This window comes from Synechococcus sp. CC9311 (assembly GCF_000014585.1).
GTDB lineage: Bacteria > Cyanobacteriota > Cyanobacteriia > PCC-6307 > Cyanobiaceae > Synechococcus_C.
The window spans coordinates 1,660,746-1,677,098 of the sequence record NC_008319.1 but is presented as its reverse complement, the minus strand read 5'-3'; the positions used below and the strand labels follow the sequence as shown (position 1 = coordinate 1,677,098).

General features: G+C 53.4%; 16 protein-coding genes. 8 read left to right on the top strand and 8 right to left on the bottom strand.

Going from position 1 to position 16,353, the window contains the following annotated elements:
- From SYNC_RS08645 to SYNC_RS08615, 7 genes are read left to right on the top strand one after another with little or no spacing between them, the layout of a single operon-like run.
- Complete coding sequence (locus tag SYNC_RS08645; RefSeq protein WP_041427048.1) at window positions 1-891, top strand: ROK family protein; 891 nt, start codon at window positions 1-3, stop codon at window positions 889-891.
- Window positions 892-931: 40 nt separating this feature from the next.
- Window positions 932-2,254, top strand: a complete 1,323-nt coding sequence (locus SYNC_RS08640; protein WP_011619795.1) for a glutamate-5-semialdehyde dehydrogenase — start codon at window positions 932-934, stop codon at window positions 2,252-2,254.
- Window positions 2,255-2,259: 5 nt separating this feature from the next.
- Window positions 2,260-2,634 (top strand): dihydroneopterin aldolase, encoded by a 375-nt coding sequence (locus tag SYNC_RS08635; RefSeq protein ID WP_011619794.1) that lies wholly within the window; start codon window positions 2,260-2,262, stop codon window positions 2,632-2,634.
- A complete protein-coding gene (locus tag SYNC_RS08630) occupies window positions 2,634-3,239 on the top strand; it encodes a triacylglycerol lipase (protein ID WP_041426620.1) in 606 nt (201 codons plus the stop codon). The genes SYNC_RS08635 and SYNC_RS08630 overlap by 1 nt, the downstream gene beginning before the upstream one ends.
- A 58-nt stretch (window positions 3,240-3,297) precedes the next feature.
- Window positions 3,298-3,993: a hypothetical protein gene (locus tag SYNC_RS08625; protein ID WP_011619792.1), complete on the top strand. Its 696-nt coding sequence runs from the start codon at window positions 3,298-3,300 to the stop codon at window positions 3,991-3,993.
- 4 nt (window positions 3,994-3,997) lie between these two features.
- Complete coding sequence (locus tag SYNC_RS08620; protein WP_041426619.1) at window positions 3,998-4,549, top strand: hypothetical protein; 552 nt, start codon at window positions 3,998-4,000, stop codon at window positions 4,547-4,549.
- Window positions 4,546-5,649: a hypothetical protein gene (locus SYNC_RS08615; RefSeq protein ID WP_041426618.1), complete on the top strand. Its 1,104-nt coding sequence runs from the start codon at window positions 4,546-4,548 to the stop codon at window positions 5,647-5,649. Before SYNC_RS08620 ends, SYNC_RS08615 begins: the two co-directional genes overlap by 4 nt.
- Here SYNC_RS08615 and SYNC_RS08610 read toward each other — a convergent pair.
- The 7 genes from SYNC_RS08610 to thrS form a co-directional block, all read right to left on the bottom strand.
- A complete protein-coding gene (locus SYNC_RS08610; protein ID WP_011619789.1) occupies window positions 5,630-7,096 on the bottom strand; it encodes a hypothetical protein in 1,467 nt (488 codons plus the stop codon). The genes SYNC_RS08615 and SYNC_RS08610 overlap by 20 nt on opposite strands.
- A gap of 10 nt (window positions 7,097-7,106) precedes the next feature.
- On the bottom strand, window positions 7,107-9,224 hold the full coding sequence (locus SYNC_RS08605) for a M3 family metallopeptidase (RefSeq protein WP_011619788.1): 2,118 nt from the start codon (window positions 9,222-9,224) through the stop codon (window positions 7,107-7,109).
- 5 nt (window positions 9,225-9,229) lie between these two features.
- Complete coding sequence (locus SYNC_RS08600; RefSeq protein ID WP_011619787.1) at window positions 9,230-10,801, bottom strand: NAD(P)H-quinone oxidoreductase subunit 4; 1,572 nt, start codon at window positions 10,799-10,801, stop codon at window positions 9,230-9,232.
- A gap of 56 nt (window positions 10,802-10,857) precedes the next feature.
- The gene (gene thrB / locus SYNC_RS08595; protein ID WP_011619786.1) at window positions 10,858-11,805 is read right to left on the bottom strand and encodes a homoserine kinase; all 948 of its coding nucleotides are present in this window, start codon (window positions 11,803-11,805) and stop codon (window positions 10,858-10,860) included.
- A 14-nt stretch (window positions 11,806-11,819) separates the two neighbouring features.
- Complete coding sequence (gene glk / locus SYNC_RS08590) at window positions 11,820-12,893, bottom strand: glucokinase (RefSeq protein WP_011619785.1); 1,074 nt, start codon at window positions 12,891-12,893, stop codon at window positions 11,820-11,822.
- A 78-nt stretch (window positions 12,894-12,971) separates the two neighbouring features.
- The gene (locus SYNC_RS08585) at window positions 12,972-13,370 is read right to left on the bottom strand and encodes a DUF1824 family protein (RefSeq protein ID WP_011619784.1); all 399 of its coding nucleotides are present in this window, start codon (window positions 13,368-13,370) and stop codon (window positions 12,972-12,974) included.
- The gene (thrS, locus tag SYNC_RS08580) at window positions 13,367-15,220 is read right to left on the bottom strand and encodes a threonine--tRNA ligase (protein WP_011619783.1); all 1,854 of its coding nucleotides are present in this window, start codon (window positions 15,218-15,220) and stop codon (window positions 13,367-13,369) included. The genes SYNC_RS08585 and thrS overlap by 4 nt, the downstream gene beginning before the upstream one ends.
- Window positions 15,221-15,245: 25 nt before the next feature.
- Between thrS and SYNC_RS08575 the strand changes: the two genes are divergently transcribed.
- Window positions 15,246-15,563: a DUF2605 family protein gene (locus SYNC_RS08575; RefSeq protein ID WP_011619782.1), complete on the top strand. Its 318-nt coding sequence runs from the start codon at window positions 15,246-15,248 to the stop codon at window positions 15,561-15,563.
- Here the strand turns inward: SYNC_RS08575 and SYNC_RS08570 are convergent.
- On the bottom strand, window positions 15,560-16,234 hold the full coding sequence (locus SYNC_RS08570) for a glycoside hydrolase family 104 protein (protein WP_011619781.1): 675 nt from the start codon (window positions 16,232-16,234) through the stop codon (window positions 15,560-15,562). The genes SYNC_RS08575 and SYNC_RS08570 overlap by 4 nt on opposite strands.
- Window positions 16,235-16,353: the final 119 nt, after the last annotated feature.

Here is a 16,353-nt window from a genome sequence, read left to right as displayed (position 1 = left end):
ATAAATTCCCCTGAGGTCATCGGAATCGATTTGGGTGGAACGGCGATCAAGCTTGGTCGCTTTTCGGCCGATGGTTGCCTTCTTGAGACACAGCAGGTGCAGACTCCTCAGCCTGCTACTCCAGGTGCGGTTTGCATTGCTTTGGTAGAGGCGATTGAAGCTTTAGATCCCGATCGCCGAGCCTTGATCGTTGGGATTGGTTTACCGGGTCCAATGGATGTGGGGGCTCGTGTAGCCAGGGTTTGCATCAACCTGCCTGGCTGGGAGGACATTCCTCTCGCTGATTGGCTGGAGTCTCGTCTTCAACGTCGGGTCACCCTCGCCAACGATGGCAACTGTGCCTTGGTCGGAGAGGCATGGCAGGGAGCGGCCATGGGTTATTCCGATGTGGTGATGCTCACTCTCGGCACGGGTGTGGGTGGCGGCGTGATGCTGTCTGGCCGTTTATTCACCGGTCACAATGGGGCCGCGGCTGAACCGGGGCTGATTGGTCTCGATCCCAACGGCCCACCCTGCAACAGCGGTAATCAGGGCAGTCTCGAACAGTTCGCCTGTATTTCTGCTTTGAGGCGGCTGTGGGATGGAGACCCAGCGGCATTGGCAACTTTGGCTGCAAATGGCGATGGGGAAGCCCAAGCAGTGTGGTCCCGTTATGGGACCACACTTGGCGTAGGAATCAGCTCGTTGGTGTACATGTTCACGCCAGAGCTGGTCCTCGTGGGTGGTGGAATTTCAGGAGCGGCGTCCCATTTTCTGCCTTCTGTTCGTAAGGAAGTTGAACGACGGGTGCAGGCCGTGAGTCGTCAAGGTCTGCAGATTGAAGCCTGTGCCCTAGGAAACGGTGCAGGCCGTCTTGGGGCTGCCCGACTGGCCATCGAACGCTTGACGTAACCCGAAACGAGATGATGAAGCAAAGAACAAGCGCGCGACGATGAACAGTCAGGGTGTGCCAGAACCATCAGCTGATCTTTTGAGCCTGGCTACAGCGGTTCGGCGTGCTGCTGTTGTCTTGGGACAGAGTTCTAATCAACAACGTCAACAGGCGCTGATGGCAATGGCAGCCTCACTGGAGGCCCATGCCGATCGCATCGTTGCTGCCAATGCGGAGGATCTTGCTCAGGCCTCCGCTGATGGCTTGGCACCTGCGTTGGTGGCACGCCTCAAATTAGATGCGGGCAAATTGGCAGGAGCCATCGATGGCGTCCGTCAATTGTCGTCCCTGCAGGATCCTCTGGGTGCCAGGCAATTGCATCGCGAGCTGGCCGATGGCCTTGTTTTGGAGCGCGTTACGGTCCCGCTCGGGGTCTTGGGGGTGATTTTTGAGGCAAGGCCAGACGCTGTGATTCAAATCGCTGCACTGGCGATTCGTTCAGGTAATGGTGCAATCCTGAAGGGTGGTAGCGAGGCCAAGTGCACCAATCAAGCTGTGATGCAGTCGCTGAAAGAGGGCTTGGCTGGCACATCGGTGTCTGTAGATGCGTTGGATTTGCTAACAACCCGAGCGGAGAGCTTGGCTCTTCTGCGCCTCGATGGTCTTGTTGATTTGATTATTCCCCGGGGTAGCAATGAGCTGGTCCGTTTTATTCAGGACAACACCCGAATTCCAGTCCTTGGTCATGCCGATGGTGTTTGCCATTTGTATGTGGATCAAGAGGTCGATTGCACGCAAGCTTTGCGGATTGCGATCGATAGCAAGACCCAGTACCCGGCGGCTTGCAATGCGATCGAGACGCTTCTAGTCCATGAAAAGATTGCGCCAATCTTTTTGAAAGAGGCTGTTCCCGCCTTCCAAGAGGCTGGTGTTTGTTTGCGCGGTGATGAAGCCAGTCGAGATTTAGGGGTCGAGCAGGTCGCCACCAGCGACGATTGGAGTCAGGAATACCTAGATCTCGTGCTTGCTGTGCGAGTAGTGAAGGATTTCGACGAAGCGCTCGAACATATACGGATGTACGGCTCACGCCATACGGAAGCCATTGCAACTGTCAATCACGACACCGCAGAAAGGTTTTTGCGGGCAGTGGATAGCGCCGGCGTTTATCACAACTGCTCAACCCGTTTCGCTGATGGTTTCCGCTATGGATTTGGCGCAGAAGTTGGCATCAGCACCCAGACCTTGCCGCCGCGTGGGCCTGTAGGGCTTGAAGGTTTGGTGACCTATCGCTACCGATTGCGCGGTGAGGGGCATGTTGCTGCTGATTTTTCTGAGGGGCGTGAACAGTTCAGCCATCGCGATCTACCCACCGGGACGGAGTGATTCCTTTGGATTTGATTCATATCCATGATCTACGACTCTGGGCTCATGTCGGCGTTCTGGACCATGAACGACGGGATGGTCAATGGTTTCAACTCGACATCACCCTGGGCTTGGATCTGCGTGCATCGGCCAAGTCCGACGATCTCAGCGCAACCGCTGATTACAGCCTGGCGGTGGGGGCGCTTCAGACGTTGGTGAGCGAGCTGTGTTGCCTCACCATTGAACGTTTTAGTGAGGAGGTCTTTGAGGTGCTGGAACGTCTCTACGGCCCTTTGCCAATGCATCTGGTCTTGCAGAAGTGCCACCCTCCCATTGCAGGTTTTACGGGGTCTGTTGCCATTGAACGGCGGCGCAACTGGTCTGGTCAGCAGGGCTTTTGATGCAATCTGAAGCTGCCACCCGTCCCCTCGTTTTGGTCCACGGTCTTCTCGATACGCCTCGTTTGTTCTCTTGCTTAGAACGTCGTCTTGAAGGACAGCATCGCGCAGTATTTTCTCCCCATTTGCCCCATCGATTCGGTGCAATTCCTCTACGCAAGCTCGCTCAACAGCTGGATGGCTTGATTCAAGAACGTTGGGGAGCGGAAACGCCGATTGACTTGCTTGGGTTTTCCATGGGCGGGGTGATTGGTCGGACTTGGCTCCAAGAGTTTGGTGGCGCCAAGCGAACGCATCGGTTCATTAGCGTTGGTAGCCCCCAAAAGGGAACGCTCACAGCACAGTGCATTCCTGCCTGGTTGCTCGCTGGTGTGGCAGACATGAAGCGGGGTAGTCCTCTACTGCGCTCTTTAAATGGCAATTACGCCGAGTTGCAGTCTGTGGAGTGCATCAGCTTTTTCTGCCGTTGGGATCTCATGGTCTGCCCTGGGTGGCAAGCCGTGCTCCCAATCGGGCCGAATACTGCGGTACCCGTCTGGACGCACCAGCAATTGATGTCACATCCCAAATCGCTTGATCTGTTGATCGAATCACTTCTTATCGATTGACTGACAACGTGGGTGGGCGTGGCCAAGCTTGGTCGTTCGATGATTTTGATTAGAGCTCATGTGCTTCTCGGCTTCTGCGAGTTTCACTGCGTCTGCGGTTCTCATGCCATTAGGGCTGTATTCCCATCACCTCGCTTCTAAGGCTGAAAAGCCTGGATACAAACCGTTAGCACTAGTGCCTTTCTTCTTTGGTGTTCAGCAATTTGTAGAGGGATTGGAGTGGACTGGAATCGTGGGTGGAAAAATTGAGCCATTGACATCAATGGCCGGGCTTGGATTTCTATTTTTTGCTTATTGTTTTTGGATGATTTGGATTCCGTGGAGTGCCTGGTCTATTAGTCGAACAACTGATTCAACGGGTTTGCAAAGGCGTTTGAAATGGGTGGCAATTGTTGCAACAGTTTTGGGAATCTTTTTCTATGTTCCTTTATTGCTTAATCCTCCAGCTCTTCAGCCTTCCGTATTCAGCAACGGTCGATTGATGTATGACGTCTCTAACCTTCAAAGCATCTTCCATAATTTCGTCAATACTGAGCCAGTTGGGGAACTTGTTTACTGGGGCTTCATTGTTCTGCCACTGGTTGCTGTAAGTGATCGGGCTGTGAAGTTGTTTGGTGTGTTGATCTTTGTCTCGATCTTCCTTACTTGGATTACCTACAGCGCAACATTTAACTCTGTTTGGTGCTTCTACTGCGCCGTTCTTTCCATCATGGTGTTGTGGATTGTAAATCGTCCTCAAATTCAGCGTTCGTGAGCTGATGATTCAGCAACTTACAGAGCAGCTTGTTTCGATGGGTCAGATTCTTCTGGCCCTTGATACTGGTGTGGGCCTTCTTGTGGCTGTCGGTTTTTCAATGTCTGTGTCTCATCTGTTTTCTCTGCTTGCTAATCGACTCACTCCCAGGCAAATCTTTCTCCATATGGTAGTAGATGCTCTTGTGCTTAGCCTGGCTCTTCTGCTTTGCCTGATCAGTCATTGTTTGATGCTTGCCTTGATGGCAGGGATTCCCTTGCAGCCCATTGCTTTCGGTAATCGGATGGCAGTAGCACTCTGGCCAGGCCTTTTTTATGTTCTGGCGGCAGCTCCTTATGTGAGTGATCTTATTGCCGTCACACTTCTGGCATGGATGCATCTCAATATGATGATATTAGTGAATGCGATGTACGGGATTCCTTTTCTTCAAGCCTTATTTGTTTGCCTCCCTGGCTTTGTGATTGCTCTGCTACTTGTAGGGGCTTTGTTTTCTCAGCGATGGCGATCGAGTTATGACACTTTGGCTAAAGAAGTTGCACTTCAAATCCAGCGATGACTAGAAGCAACGCCGTCGTTAATGGTCATCGGCACAGCATTCGCCTTGGCGCGCGTGTCTTGATTGGTGTGTTGGTCTTGGTGGGAATTCTGATGCTGATTGGTGTTGGAGTGGTGCGGCGCGATGCAGATTCCCTTCTGCAATCCGGATCTCTTTTAGAGCTTCTTGGCGTGTCTGGAGGAGCGATTGTTGTTGTGCTGGCCTTGGTAGGTGTGTATTCAGTGATGGTTGATTTTGTGTTCTGGGAAGGGTGGATGCAAAGCTTTCCTGATGCCAGCGGATTATTTGATGGGAATGAGGAGAAACGGTCAGATCACCGCCATTTTTTGGTTTATCTCGATGGTATTCATCAAAGTGAAGAGAGTCATCCTCCAAGAGTTCAAGAGTTTCTGAATTGCTTGGAGTCTGAGATTGCCAATGATTCCTTACTGGTAAAAGGAATTGAGGCTTATACCATTACGGATGTTGGACTTCGTGCTGCTTCTTACTCCAGATGGTTTTGGCAGTGGTTGTTTTCTCTTCAGGAGCATCATCCTAATAAGTTTGTGCAATTCGTTTGTGCGTTTTGTATTCAGGCAAATAATGTTATTAAGGTTGGGATCTCGTCTGATCGGCGTTATGGTCCTGTGATGAACTATGAATTAGCTTTAAAAATAGCCCGACGATTAGAGCAGTTAAATTTTCATCCTTCACATGCCTCTCGTGTGGTTTTAGTTGGTTATAGCGGTGGTGCTGAAATGGCCATTGGTACTGCTGAAATGTTGCAGAAGCTTTGCTGTAGTCCTGTACAAGTAATTACGATTTGTGGGGTCTTTAGTGGAAATGCGGCTCTCGAAAGTATTCAGGATGTTGCGATGGTGGTCGGTAGTAAAGATCCTGTCGCTGCATTTGGCCGACTCGCCTATCCAGGACGATTGAGCTTATTGCCTTTAACGAACTGGAACCGTTGGCAGCGATCGCATTGCTTGCATCGTTATCTCATTAACCATATGAGTCATAACGGTTCTTCGGGACCTTTTAGTGTCGCCTTCCGCCAAAAGGTTGTGGCTGCAATTTGTCGTGAACTTGAACGCAGTTTGGTCAGCTCTTCTGCAAGTTGAGATCTTGGATCAGTAAAAAAGGTGAATAACTAGGTTGACTGGCTAAAAGGCGTCTCCTCGCATCTGTTCGGGTCACTGAAGTGTGATAAAGATCTTGAGGCATGTCTTCAATTGCCCTCTTGTAGCGATCAACAGCGTCATCATTGGGCCGCATGTTTTGTTCAAGTAAATGATTCAGCTGTGCGCTTAGCCGTTCTCGCCATAGGCCTCCAAGCGTGAGTGGAAAAAGGTTGGTCTGACCTGTCAGTGCATATTCCAAGAGCGCAGTGGAGTCGATGCAGAAACCGATCGCTCCGTATCCACCGAGATGGAGGTTTTCCATGCCCGCCTCGCTGTTGTGAATGGCGCCCATCAATTCGCAGAGTTCAACAGCATCGGACAGTTGTTGATCGCGAAAGACCGTTGGCGAGTATTGAACGCTTCCGTTGGAACGTCCGTTTTGCCATGGTCGATCCAAGTCATTCATCGCGGCCCAGCCATTCAGGCCTTCTGTGCCTTGGTAGTACTGCAGCAGAACGGTGTCATCCTCTGGCGGTTGTAACTCCAGCTCTAGGCAGGCGTGGGGTAGTAAGGCGTTGATCTCTTTTTGGTTCGTCTCTTGTAATCCCGTTCGGTAAGGGACCGCAAGGGGGATTTGATTCCATTGATTGCTGTCAGAACTAGGTGTACTGGCTCCAAGTCCGAAGCTGGCCACACTGGTCCGTACTCTCGCTTGACACCTCCATCCTTTGGATTGAAGGCATTGGATTAGATCCTTTCCGGAGGACTGGCCTTCGAACCGATAGGTGTCCACGTTGAGGTTCTGTTCAACGAGAAGATTGCTTCCAAGAACGTTGAACACTTGAGCCATCTGTTGATTCCGATGTCTGGCCTCTGCGGATTGGAGATAGGAGAGTCCGTGATTGCTCCAAGCAATCTCCCCACCTAGCGATGTCAGTCCCGTTAGCCCTGAACGACCTTTCGGCTTAAGTCGCTCGTTTTGTGATTTGAGGGATTCCGCGGCTTGGGACCTCCATGTTTCCAGTCCCTCAGGCAGTGGCCATTGCTGGCTGCCGGGGTTGTTGTAGGTGCGCTGGCACCAAAGATCCAAAGCTGAGCGTCTGGGGTTTGTTCGTTGAGGCAGTAAGTGCTGCAAGTCATCAGCGAATGCCGCAAGAAGCAGTGGACTCATCAGTCCCTCTCCAAGCAGGTTCCCTAGACCTCTCAATTGTTCCGGCAGTGACGCAGGCTCCTGCCGCCAGCGGCGAGGAAGCATCGCCAGCAAAGGAAGCAGGCGTTGATGTTGAACGTCTTTCAGGAGCTCCGCAAGAAAATCTCGACGGCTAATCCCTTTCTTCAAACTGCTGCGCTCGAGGGCTTCGTCTAGCGAGACCAGCGGAACACGCGTTGATGGATCGGTTTGAGACAGGTTCCAGTTGGAATTCAGTGCAAGCAGGTCATGGTGCATGTCTGCAAGCTCAACGTCCGGTTGCTGCCAGTCCGGAATGGCGAATTAATGCATCAGTGCTAGCCGTTCGACCCCGGAAGGATTTGTAGATATCAGCTGGTCGCTGACTTCCTCCAAGGCTGAGAATCGTGTTGCGGAAGCGTTGACCGGTGGTTTGCACCTCCTCTTCCTGATCGAGGCCAACCTCCTCGAAAGCGGCAAAAGCGTCAGCGCTTAAGACTTCTGCCCACTTGTAGGAGTAATAGCCAGCGGAGTAACCACCAGCAAAAATATGGCCGAAGGCGCAAAGGAATCGGTCTTCCGGTATCGGGGGCAACACGGTCGTGCTGTCTGCGATCTTGCGTCTGAACGCATCAGGGGATTGACCGAGCTCGGGAGTCCACGTGCTGTGAAGACGTAAATCGGTTAAGGCGAAATGAACCTGGCGCAGCGTTCCGCATCCCTGCATGAAGGTGCGGCTGTTGCGCAGTTTGTTGTAATCCTCTTCAGGCAAGGGTTCACCTGTTTTCCAATGACGGGCCATTCCCATCAAGGTCTGGTGATCAAGGCACCAGTTCTCCATGAACTGACTGGGAAGCTCCACCGCGTCCCATTCCACGTTGTTGATTCCGGCTGCTTGGGGATGTTCCACCGTGGTGAGCATGTGTTGTAGCCCATGGCCGAACTCATGGAAAAGGGTCTCAACCTCTTCAAAACTCATCAGACTTGGGATGTCTCCGGAGGGTGGGGTCTGATTGCAAATCAGGTATGCCACAGGATGGGTGAGCTCACCTTCAGAATTACGAGACCGGTTTAGACATTCATCCATCCAGGCTCCACCTCGCTTGCTGGCGGGCCGGCTGAAGGGATCGAGATAAAACGCCGCGAGTGGATGGCCTTCTTGATCGTTGACTCTGAAAAAGCGCACATCCGGATGCCAGATCGGTGCTTCGCCATCAGCAGCTTCAATCCTGATGGAAAACAAACGTTCGCAAAGCTGGAAAAGTCCATCGAGCACTTGTGGAAGTGGAAACCACGGACGCAAAGCTTCTTGATTGAGATTGAAGCGCTCTTGACGAAGTTTTTCTGCCCAGTAGCTCACATCCCAGGGGCTGAAATCATCCGCTTCTGTCGCACCATGACGACGGGCACAGTCCCTGAGCTCGTCCATCTCTTGTTCTGCGATAGGCAGGGCTGCAACGCGAAGTTCTTCGAGAAGCTTTTCAACGGCTTCTACGTTGTCAGCCATTTTTGAGGCCAGGCTTCGTTCAGCCCAATTTTGGTAGCCAAGGCGAGAAGCCTGATGGGTCCGAAGGTCGAGGATTTCTTCGATCAGAGGAGTGTTGTCGAGTTCTCCTGAGCTCGCCCGACTCACCTGTGCCCTATAGACGGTTTCTCTCAGGTTGCGGTTGTCGGCATGGGTCAGAACGGGTAGGTAACGAGGCATGTCGAGACCTAGGCGCCAAGGCCCTTCCAAGGCTGTCGGGTCCTGTCCATTGCGATTCTGATCTCCAGCTTCCTTTGCGGCAGCAGCAAAAGCCTGCATGGCGCGCTCCGGTATGCCTTGAAGTTGGTCTGCGTCCTGAACCAGAAGGGTCCAACTCTGCGTGGCGTCGAGAACGTGATTGCTGAATCGGGTGGACAACGAGGCGAGTTGTTCGCTGGCTTCGTTAAAAGCCTCTTGATCAGCTCCGCTCAATCCCACCCCTCGATGGCGCATCGATAACAATTCGGCGTCAAGAATCCTGATCTGGGTGGAATCCAGCGGATGACTGGGGTTTTTTTGAAGGCTTTCCAGTGCTTGGTGGATGACCTGACTCTGCCCAGCACGGTTGCCAAAACGGACGACATCGGGTTGCTGTTCCGCATGGGCTTCGCGCAGCTCAGAGCTGTTGCAGACACCGTTGAGATGGCTCACCACCCCCCAGCTCCAGCGCAAGCGTTCGCCAATCAAGTGAAGTGGAGTCATCACCTCATCCCAGCTCAGCGCTGTGTTGTCAGCTAGGCGCTGCTGAAGGGTGGATTCCAGCGTGCTGAGCTGTTCTCCTAAGTCGTTGATCAGTGCTGGGATATGAGCTTTCACCTGGGATGCATCGATGGCCTCGAAACGCGGAAGGCCATGTCCGCGCAAGAGTTCTGAATTGGTCATCGCTGTCAGCCCGCCGGCAGCAGGGTCGTGAGAGCTACCAGGCTATGAGTGCCGAGATCACTGGCGAGAGCATCGGTGGCTGCTTCGTAGAAATCCATCGCGATACGAGGCCAAATTCCAATCACCAAAGTTGGCACCAGCAGGGTGAGACCGATCACTAATTCTCGGGAGCGCATGTCATCGATGAAAGCCAAAGCAGGGATTCGTGGGCCGAAGAACACTCGCCTGCACATGGAAAGGAGATACATCGGGGTCAGTACCAGCCCAATCGCTGCAATTGCAACAGTGGTAACGCGGAACAAGGTCGTGAAATTTTCTTGACTCGTGATGCCAAGGAAAATGGTGATTTCACTGATGAATCCGCTCATGCCAGGAAGGGCAAGGGAGGCCAGAGAGCTTGCTAGGAAGAACGCAAAGGTGATCGGCAACACTTTGGCCAGTCCGCCCATGTTGGGAATAGACAGCGTTTTGGTGCGTTCATAAAAACAGCCTGTCACGAAGAACATGGCTGCTGCGATCAGTCCGTGGCTGATCATTTGGAGCATGGCACCACTAAGACTGAGGGCATCGACAGCACCGATGCCAAGCAACACAAAGCCCATATGGCTGACGGAGCTGCAGGCGATCCGCCGTTTCACATTGTCTTGAGCGAAAGCATTCAACGCTCCATAAATGATGTTGACGATGCCAAGAACGATGAGTGCTGGCGCAAGAACAAGATGGGCATCGGGCAGCATCTGAACGTTGAAGCGCAGCAAGGCATAACCGCCCATTTTCAACAGCACACCAGCTAGCAACATCGACACCGGCGCATTGGCCTCTCCGTGAGCGTCTGGGAGCCAAGTGTGAAGCGGAAACATCGGTAACTTCACCCCAAAACCGATCAAGAAGCCGAGATAGCAGAGCAACCCAAAGGTTCCGCCTGGAGAGCGCGCAGCGAGCTCAGTCAGGTTGAGAGTGAAGGTGTCTCCGGAAAGGGCTAGGGCAAGACCGCTGATCAGAATCAGAAGGGATGCAATAGCGGTGTAGAGGATGAATTTTGTGGCTGCATATTGACGATTGCTTCCACCCCAGATCGCAATGAGGAGGTAGACAGGGACGAGTTCCAGCTCCCAAGCAAGGAAGAACAGCAGGAAATCCTGGGAGAGGAAGACCAGTCCCTGAGCAGAGGCTTGAACAAGAAGAAGACCGAAATAGAGCTTCGTCTTGTGTTGAACGTTCCAGCTGGCGGCAACGGATAAAAGCGTCACTAGTCCACTTAGAACCACAAGTGGAGCTGAAAGCCCGTCGGCGCCAAGGGACCATTCCAGGCCGATCGAAGGAACCCAGTTCACCCGTTCAACGAGCTGAAGACTGCTGTCGCTGGGGTCGAAATGCTGGCTAAAGACCACCAGCATCAGCACGAGGTCCACAAGAAGGACGCCGATGGCCAGATTGCGTGGCAAAGGTGATTGCTTCGAGTCGTCACCTGGGAGCAATGGCATCAGCAAAGCCATCGCTGCAGGAAGCAAAACGATGAGAGAGAGCCAGGGGAACGCTGCCTGAGACGCAGCCGTCAGCGGCAAATTGGCGTCCATGGCGTTCGCAAGATTGTGATTGAACTTATCAGCCCTAGGGGCTTTGTTGAGTAATTCTACTCAGCGTCTTTGGGTTGCCAGTGGCTCCCAGCCGTCTGAAGGTTAAGCAGTGGAGCGCGACTAGCGACGCCAGCCGCTTCCCAAGCCTTCACCATGGCATGACTCACGGCTGGCCCTCTCTCTTCTGAGCAAAGCGCCAAAATGCTTGGCCCTGCGCCGCTGATGGCGCATCCCCAGGCTCCAGCCGAGAGTGCAGCCTCTTTGACTTCCTGCCCACCTTTGATCAGCCTCCAGCGATAGGGCTCGTGCAGGCGGTCATGCATTCCGTCTGAGATCAAATCGCCGTTTCCGGTCCTTAGTCCTTGCAGCAGCAGGGTGAGGGCACCAAGGTTGACCACTGCATCACCAACGGGGACCGATTTGGGCATGGCTCGCCTCGCTTCGCTGGTGCTGAGGCGAATTGCTGGGATCGCAACAACTGCCTTAATGCTGTGCATCCATTCGCAACGCACCACTCGCCAGCGTTGAGATGCAGCCTTTGCTGTCATGCACAGTCCCCCCAGTAGCGAAGGCACAACATTGTCTGGGTGGCCTTCGATATCGATTGCGAGCTCCAGCAGTTTTTCTCGACTGAGCGGTTCTCCCACTAAGGCATTGGCACCCACGAGTCCTGCGACGATGGCCGTGGCACTGCTGCCAAGCCCCCTGGCTGGAGGAACGGCTAAACGCACTCGAGCCTCGATAGCTATGGGCTCTTGGCCAGCTGCTTTCCAAACCCTCTGTGCAGCTCGATAGACGAGGTTGTCCGGTCCTCCCCGTAAATGAGACCCCTCCTGTCCCTCGATGATCAGTTCAAATCGCTCTCCATCGCCATCGATTCGACGCATGGTGAAACGGTTGTTGAGATCCAGAGCAGCGCCTAGACAGTCGAATCCTGGTCCAATATTGGCGGTGGTAGCGGGAACATCCACCACCACTGTTTGGCCGATACGCGGCTGCGCCATCCCTGCGTTTCCACTCAGGCCAGTGTCCCACTCGACTCAGCCAGTTCTCGTGCTCTGCAAGCAGCACTAAACAGACCAGCTTCCGGATCGATCACAGCGCGCACCGTCAAACCTTCCAAAAACGGCTGAAAGCGCCCCTTTTGACGCATGGCGTTTAAAAAATGAATCGACTTCAATCCATCCTGGTTTTTTTCGGCCGTGCCCCCACCAATCCAGAGCCCACCCGTGCACAGTTCCTGTAGGGCAAGATCTCCTGCGGCTGCGCCGTAAGCACTAAGCCAAAGCGTCATTGCAGCGTTCGCGAGCTGGTCGCCTGCTTTGGCGTATTGGCATGTTGAAGCAGGGAGATCGTGATAATCAGGGTGATCTGGTTTGTTCCATCTCCATGCTTTGGCCTTCTCTTGAAGCGGGTGCTTTGCATCTTTCGACTGCTGCAGCATCCAGTGCATGACATGGCCCAATCCGGTTCCGCTCACAACCCTCTCCACAGAAATCCTCTCTAGAGACAAATCGCGCTTGAGCCATTGAACAAGGCCCCATTCGTCGTCGGATCGGGGCGCGAACTCTCGATGTCCCCCCTCGCTGGGTAAGGCAATCCATCCCTTATTGCTCGGAAGCCCCCGAGCCATTCCCAAGCCCGTTCCCGCTCCAAGAATGGCGACGGGGCCTGGCTCGGATTGGGTGTTTTCAGAATTCTTTGTAGATCCAGCTTGAAGCGTGATCTGCTGGCTATCGCTGAAATGGGGAAGGCCGTAGATCAGAACAGCAAAATCGTTAACGAGTTCCACCTGCTCTAAACCAGCCGATTGTTTCAGCGACTCTTGGCTAATCGTCCATCCCAAATTAGTAAGTTCAGCAGCACGGTTCTTAACCGGGCCAGCGACGGCGAAGCAGCTGGTTTGAGGAGTGGAGTTGGTGTCTGGGCGTGCTTGCAGGAAGTGATTGAGCATGGAGTCCAGAGACGTCCATTCCGCCGACACGTAACGCTGGACATGCTCTTGTTTCAGCTCGCCATTTTGATCGCTGTAGATGGCTAGGAGCGTTTTGGTGCCACCGAGATCCCCGGCCAGGTAAGTCGTTGGCTGCATTGGGTCGATCGGTGCATCTCAGCTCAAGGCTGATCGCTTTGCTCGGAATCGACAAGTCTTGATCAGGCTCTGGAACGCTCAGTCACGAAACAGGTCGAGAGGCAGGGGGCCCCAGGTGGGACCTGATTGTTGCCATTCACCTTGATGGCCGCTGAGCAAGAAGCCTTTACCCAGGCCTGCCTCTGCACGGATGCGAATGCAACCGGTGGATTGGTTGGCTTTCAGGAAAACTCCGCTGTCAATGCGTGTTTCGTCCTCGAGATGCATGGATGGCCAACCCATCGCCAGCTCAAGGTCGCGAAGACAGGTCATCGCTTCAGTGGATGAGGAGGCCATGACGCCAACAGTGAACCAGGCGAAGTGGTTCATTTCAGCGATCAGCTCAGTTTTGAGAGTTTTCCGCTCAAGCACACTCAGCGGAGGAGCAGTGCGTAATCGATTGAGATCGGCCAAACCAGTGATCGCTGGATCGCTCATTCTTCGACGCTCACACTGTTATCAAAAGAAAGTGATGCTTTCCGATCTTGGTTGGCCGATTGTGCCGTTGCGATCAGGCGTTCCTTGGTGATCACGCCAAGGTCGCCATCGCGGCGGCTGCGCAGGCTCGCGGCGCCCTGTTCAGCTTCCTTGGCTCCAATAACAGCCAGCACCGGGATTTTCATTTTTTCTCCTATGCGAATCAGCTTCCCAAGTCGGTCTCCGCTGCGATCGATGCTGGCGCGAATACCAGCTGCTTTGAGTTGGTTTTGAAACTCTTCCGCATAACCCAGAACTTCATCCGTCACCGGAAGTAGCCGGATCTGTTCTGGGGCAAGCCAAAACGGAAAGTCTCCCGCATAGTTTTCGGTCATGATCCCGAAAAATCGTTCGAGTGAACCGAAAATGGCCCGGTGAATCATGATCGGGCGCTGTTTGCTGCCATCAGCAGCGATGTAGTCGAGTTCGAAGCGCTCAGGCAAGTTGAAATCGAGCTGAATGGTGGAGCATTGCCACATCCGACCAATGGCATCTTCAATTTTTAGGTCGATCTTGGGTCCATAAAACGCTCCGCCACCCTCATCTATTTTGTAGGCCCAACCCTTGCGTTTTAGGGCTTCGATCAGGCCTTTGGTCGCGAGCTCCCAGACAGCGTCATCGCCGATGGCTTTGTCTGGTTTTGTTGAAAGGTTGATCTCGTAGTTACTGAAATCGAACGTTGAAAGAATCCGTTCTGTGAGATTCAGGATTCGCAAGATCTCATCACTGATCTGTTCGGGTAGGCAAAACACGTGGGCGTCGTCTTGCGTGAAGCCACGGACTCTCATCAGCCCGTGCATCACCCCCGGTCGCTCGTAGCGGTAAACGGTTCCGAGCTCCGCCCATCGGATCGGGAGTTCTCTGTAGCTGCGAAGTTTGCTGGCGTAGGTCAGAACGTGGAATGGACAGTTCATCGGCTTGAGCTGGTATTGCCTCTCATCCACCTCCATGGGGCCGAACATGCTTTCCGCATAGAAGTCGAGGTGTCCAGAGGTCTTCCAAAGGCTGATGTCCGCGACGTGGGGTGTGTAGAGCAGCTCATACCCCCCCTCAAAGTGCGCTTGCCTCCAGAAGTCTTCAATTAAGAGACGCATGCGTGCGCCCCGGGGGTGCCAGAAGACAAGGCCTGCTCCCGCTTCATCTTCGATGGAGAACAGATCAAGGTCTTTGCCAAGGCGGCGATGATCACGTCGGAGTGCTTCTTCTTTGCGGCGTTTGTGCTCTGACAGTTGGTCGGCGGTTTCCCACGCTGTGCCATAAATGCGCTGAAGTTGAGCCTTGGTTTCGTCACCACGCCAGTAGGCACCTGCCACACTTTCGAGCTCAAACGCTTTTGGATTGAGTTCGCTTGTGTTGGCCACATGAGGCCCAGCACAGAGATCCCACCACTGCTCACCCAGGGTGTAGAGCGTGATGGGCTCGACCAATCGCTCGAGAATTTCTAATTTATAAGGTTCGTTTTGCGCCTTGATTCGACGTTCTGCTTCCTCACGACTGACTTCAATGCGTTCTAACGGGAGCTTGCGGCCAATGATTTTTCCCATCTCCTTCTTGATCGCCTTGAGATCTGCTTCCGTGAAGGGTTCCGGATTGTCGAAGTCGTAATAAAAGCCTGCTTCAGTCCATGGACCAATGGTCACTTGGGCCTTGGGAAATAGCTTCTGAACTGCCATGGCCATCACGTGGCTCATCGAGTGGCGAATCTTGAGCAGATTCTCACTTTCGCTGGTCTTGGGCAGAACCACAGGCGCGATAGGTGCGGGGGTGGTTGCTGCGACGCTGCTCACCATTTCCTGTTCAGGGCCAGTCATCCTATGAGTGTGCGCTGAATAGGCAATGAATCAAGAGGCGGATGCTCTGCTGGAGTCGTTGTTGGACTCGTTGCTCAATGACTTCAACCACTGGTTCAAACGTGGTCAGGAGCTTTTAAAAGCTTGTCCGGATTCAGTGATGCCCCGAGTTGAACGCGAAGCGATGGGAGTGCGAATTGATGAGGGTCTAAAGGCGATTATTGCCACAAGAGCCCTCGTGAATGCCACCCCAGCAGCTATGGCTATCTCGATGGAGGCGATGACTCCTTGGCACCAGCTCGTGATCGAGGTCTGGGGCCTTGCAGCCCGTGTATCGGAGGCAAATGCGAAGAACTCGCTCTAGGCGCCTTGACGAAGCTTCTGAAGATTTTTTGAATAGAAACTTGCTAGCTCAGCATGGCTTTTGACGGGCTGACCGTAGGCACTGCGTCCTGAATGGGTGGGAAAAGATGCCCATTCAGGGGCGAGGCTATTCATCGCTTCGGCTGTTAATCCTTTTTGGTCTACCTCTTTGAGAGCTCCGCGTCTTTTGACTAGATGAAGAGCCGCTTGGTCTTGATGTTCTGGAGAGAAACTGGGCAAGCTCAAACGTCCTGAAACTTCTTCCCAAGTGGTGGGCAAAAATTGATAAGCCCCTGCAGCGGCACTGACGTAACGCTTAACGACCACCTTCTCTGGGTGTTTTGAGAGATCTTCAAACTGGCCGCCTCCATAAAGAGTGCGATAGCCAAGATCGTGCCCATCCTTCCAAGTTCCTTCTGCAAAGCGAATGGTGTTTAGCAGGGCGCGTCGTTCTGGAGTGATTGAATAGGGGGAAGCTTTGTGGTCCGTTTTGACGTCTTGCAGAAGGGCTGATGCCACTTGCTCTGCTTGATCAAGTCTTTCGCTGGAGCGCTCGGCATGAATGCCTTGTCCAAGGCCTAGAAGCAGCCCCACGCTGACAACACCAATGCCTCTTGCTTGACGGAAAGCGGGTAAGACGGCGAAGGGCAGCTTGGCGAAGGAGCTCAGCAAAAGGTGACGTTCCGTAATGGAGACACCACTTTCTTCAGGAAGGGATGCTTTTGGCGAGTCGTTTGCTACCGGCCTTGACGAGTGAGGATCAGTTGTGCATGAGCAGAAACACTTAATTA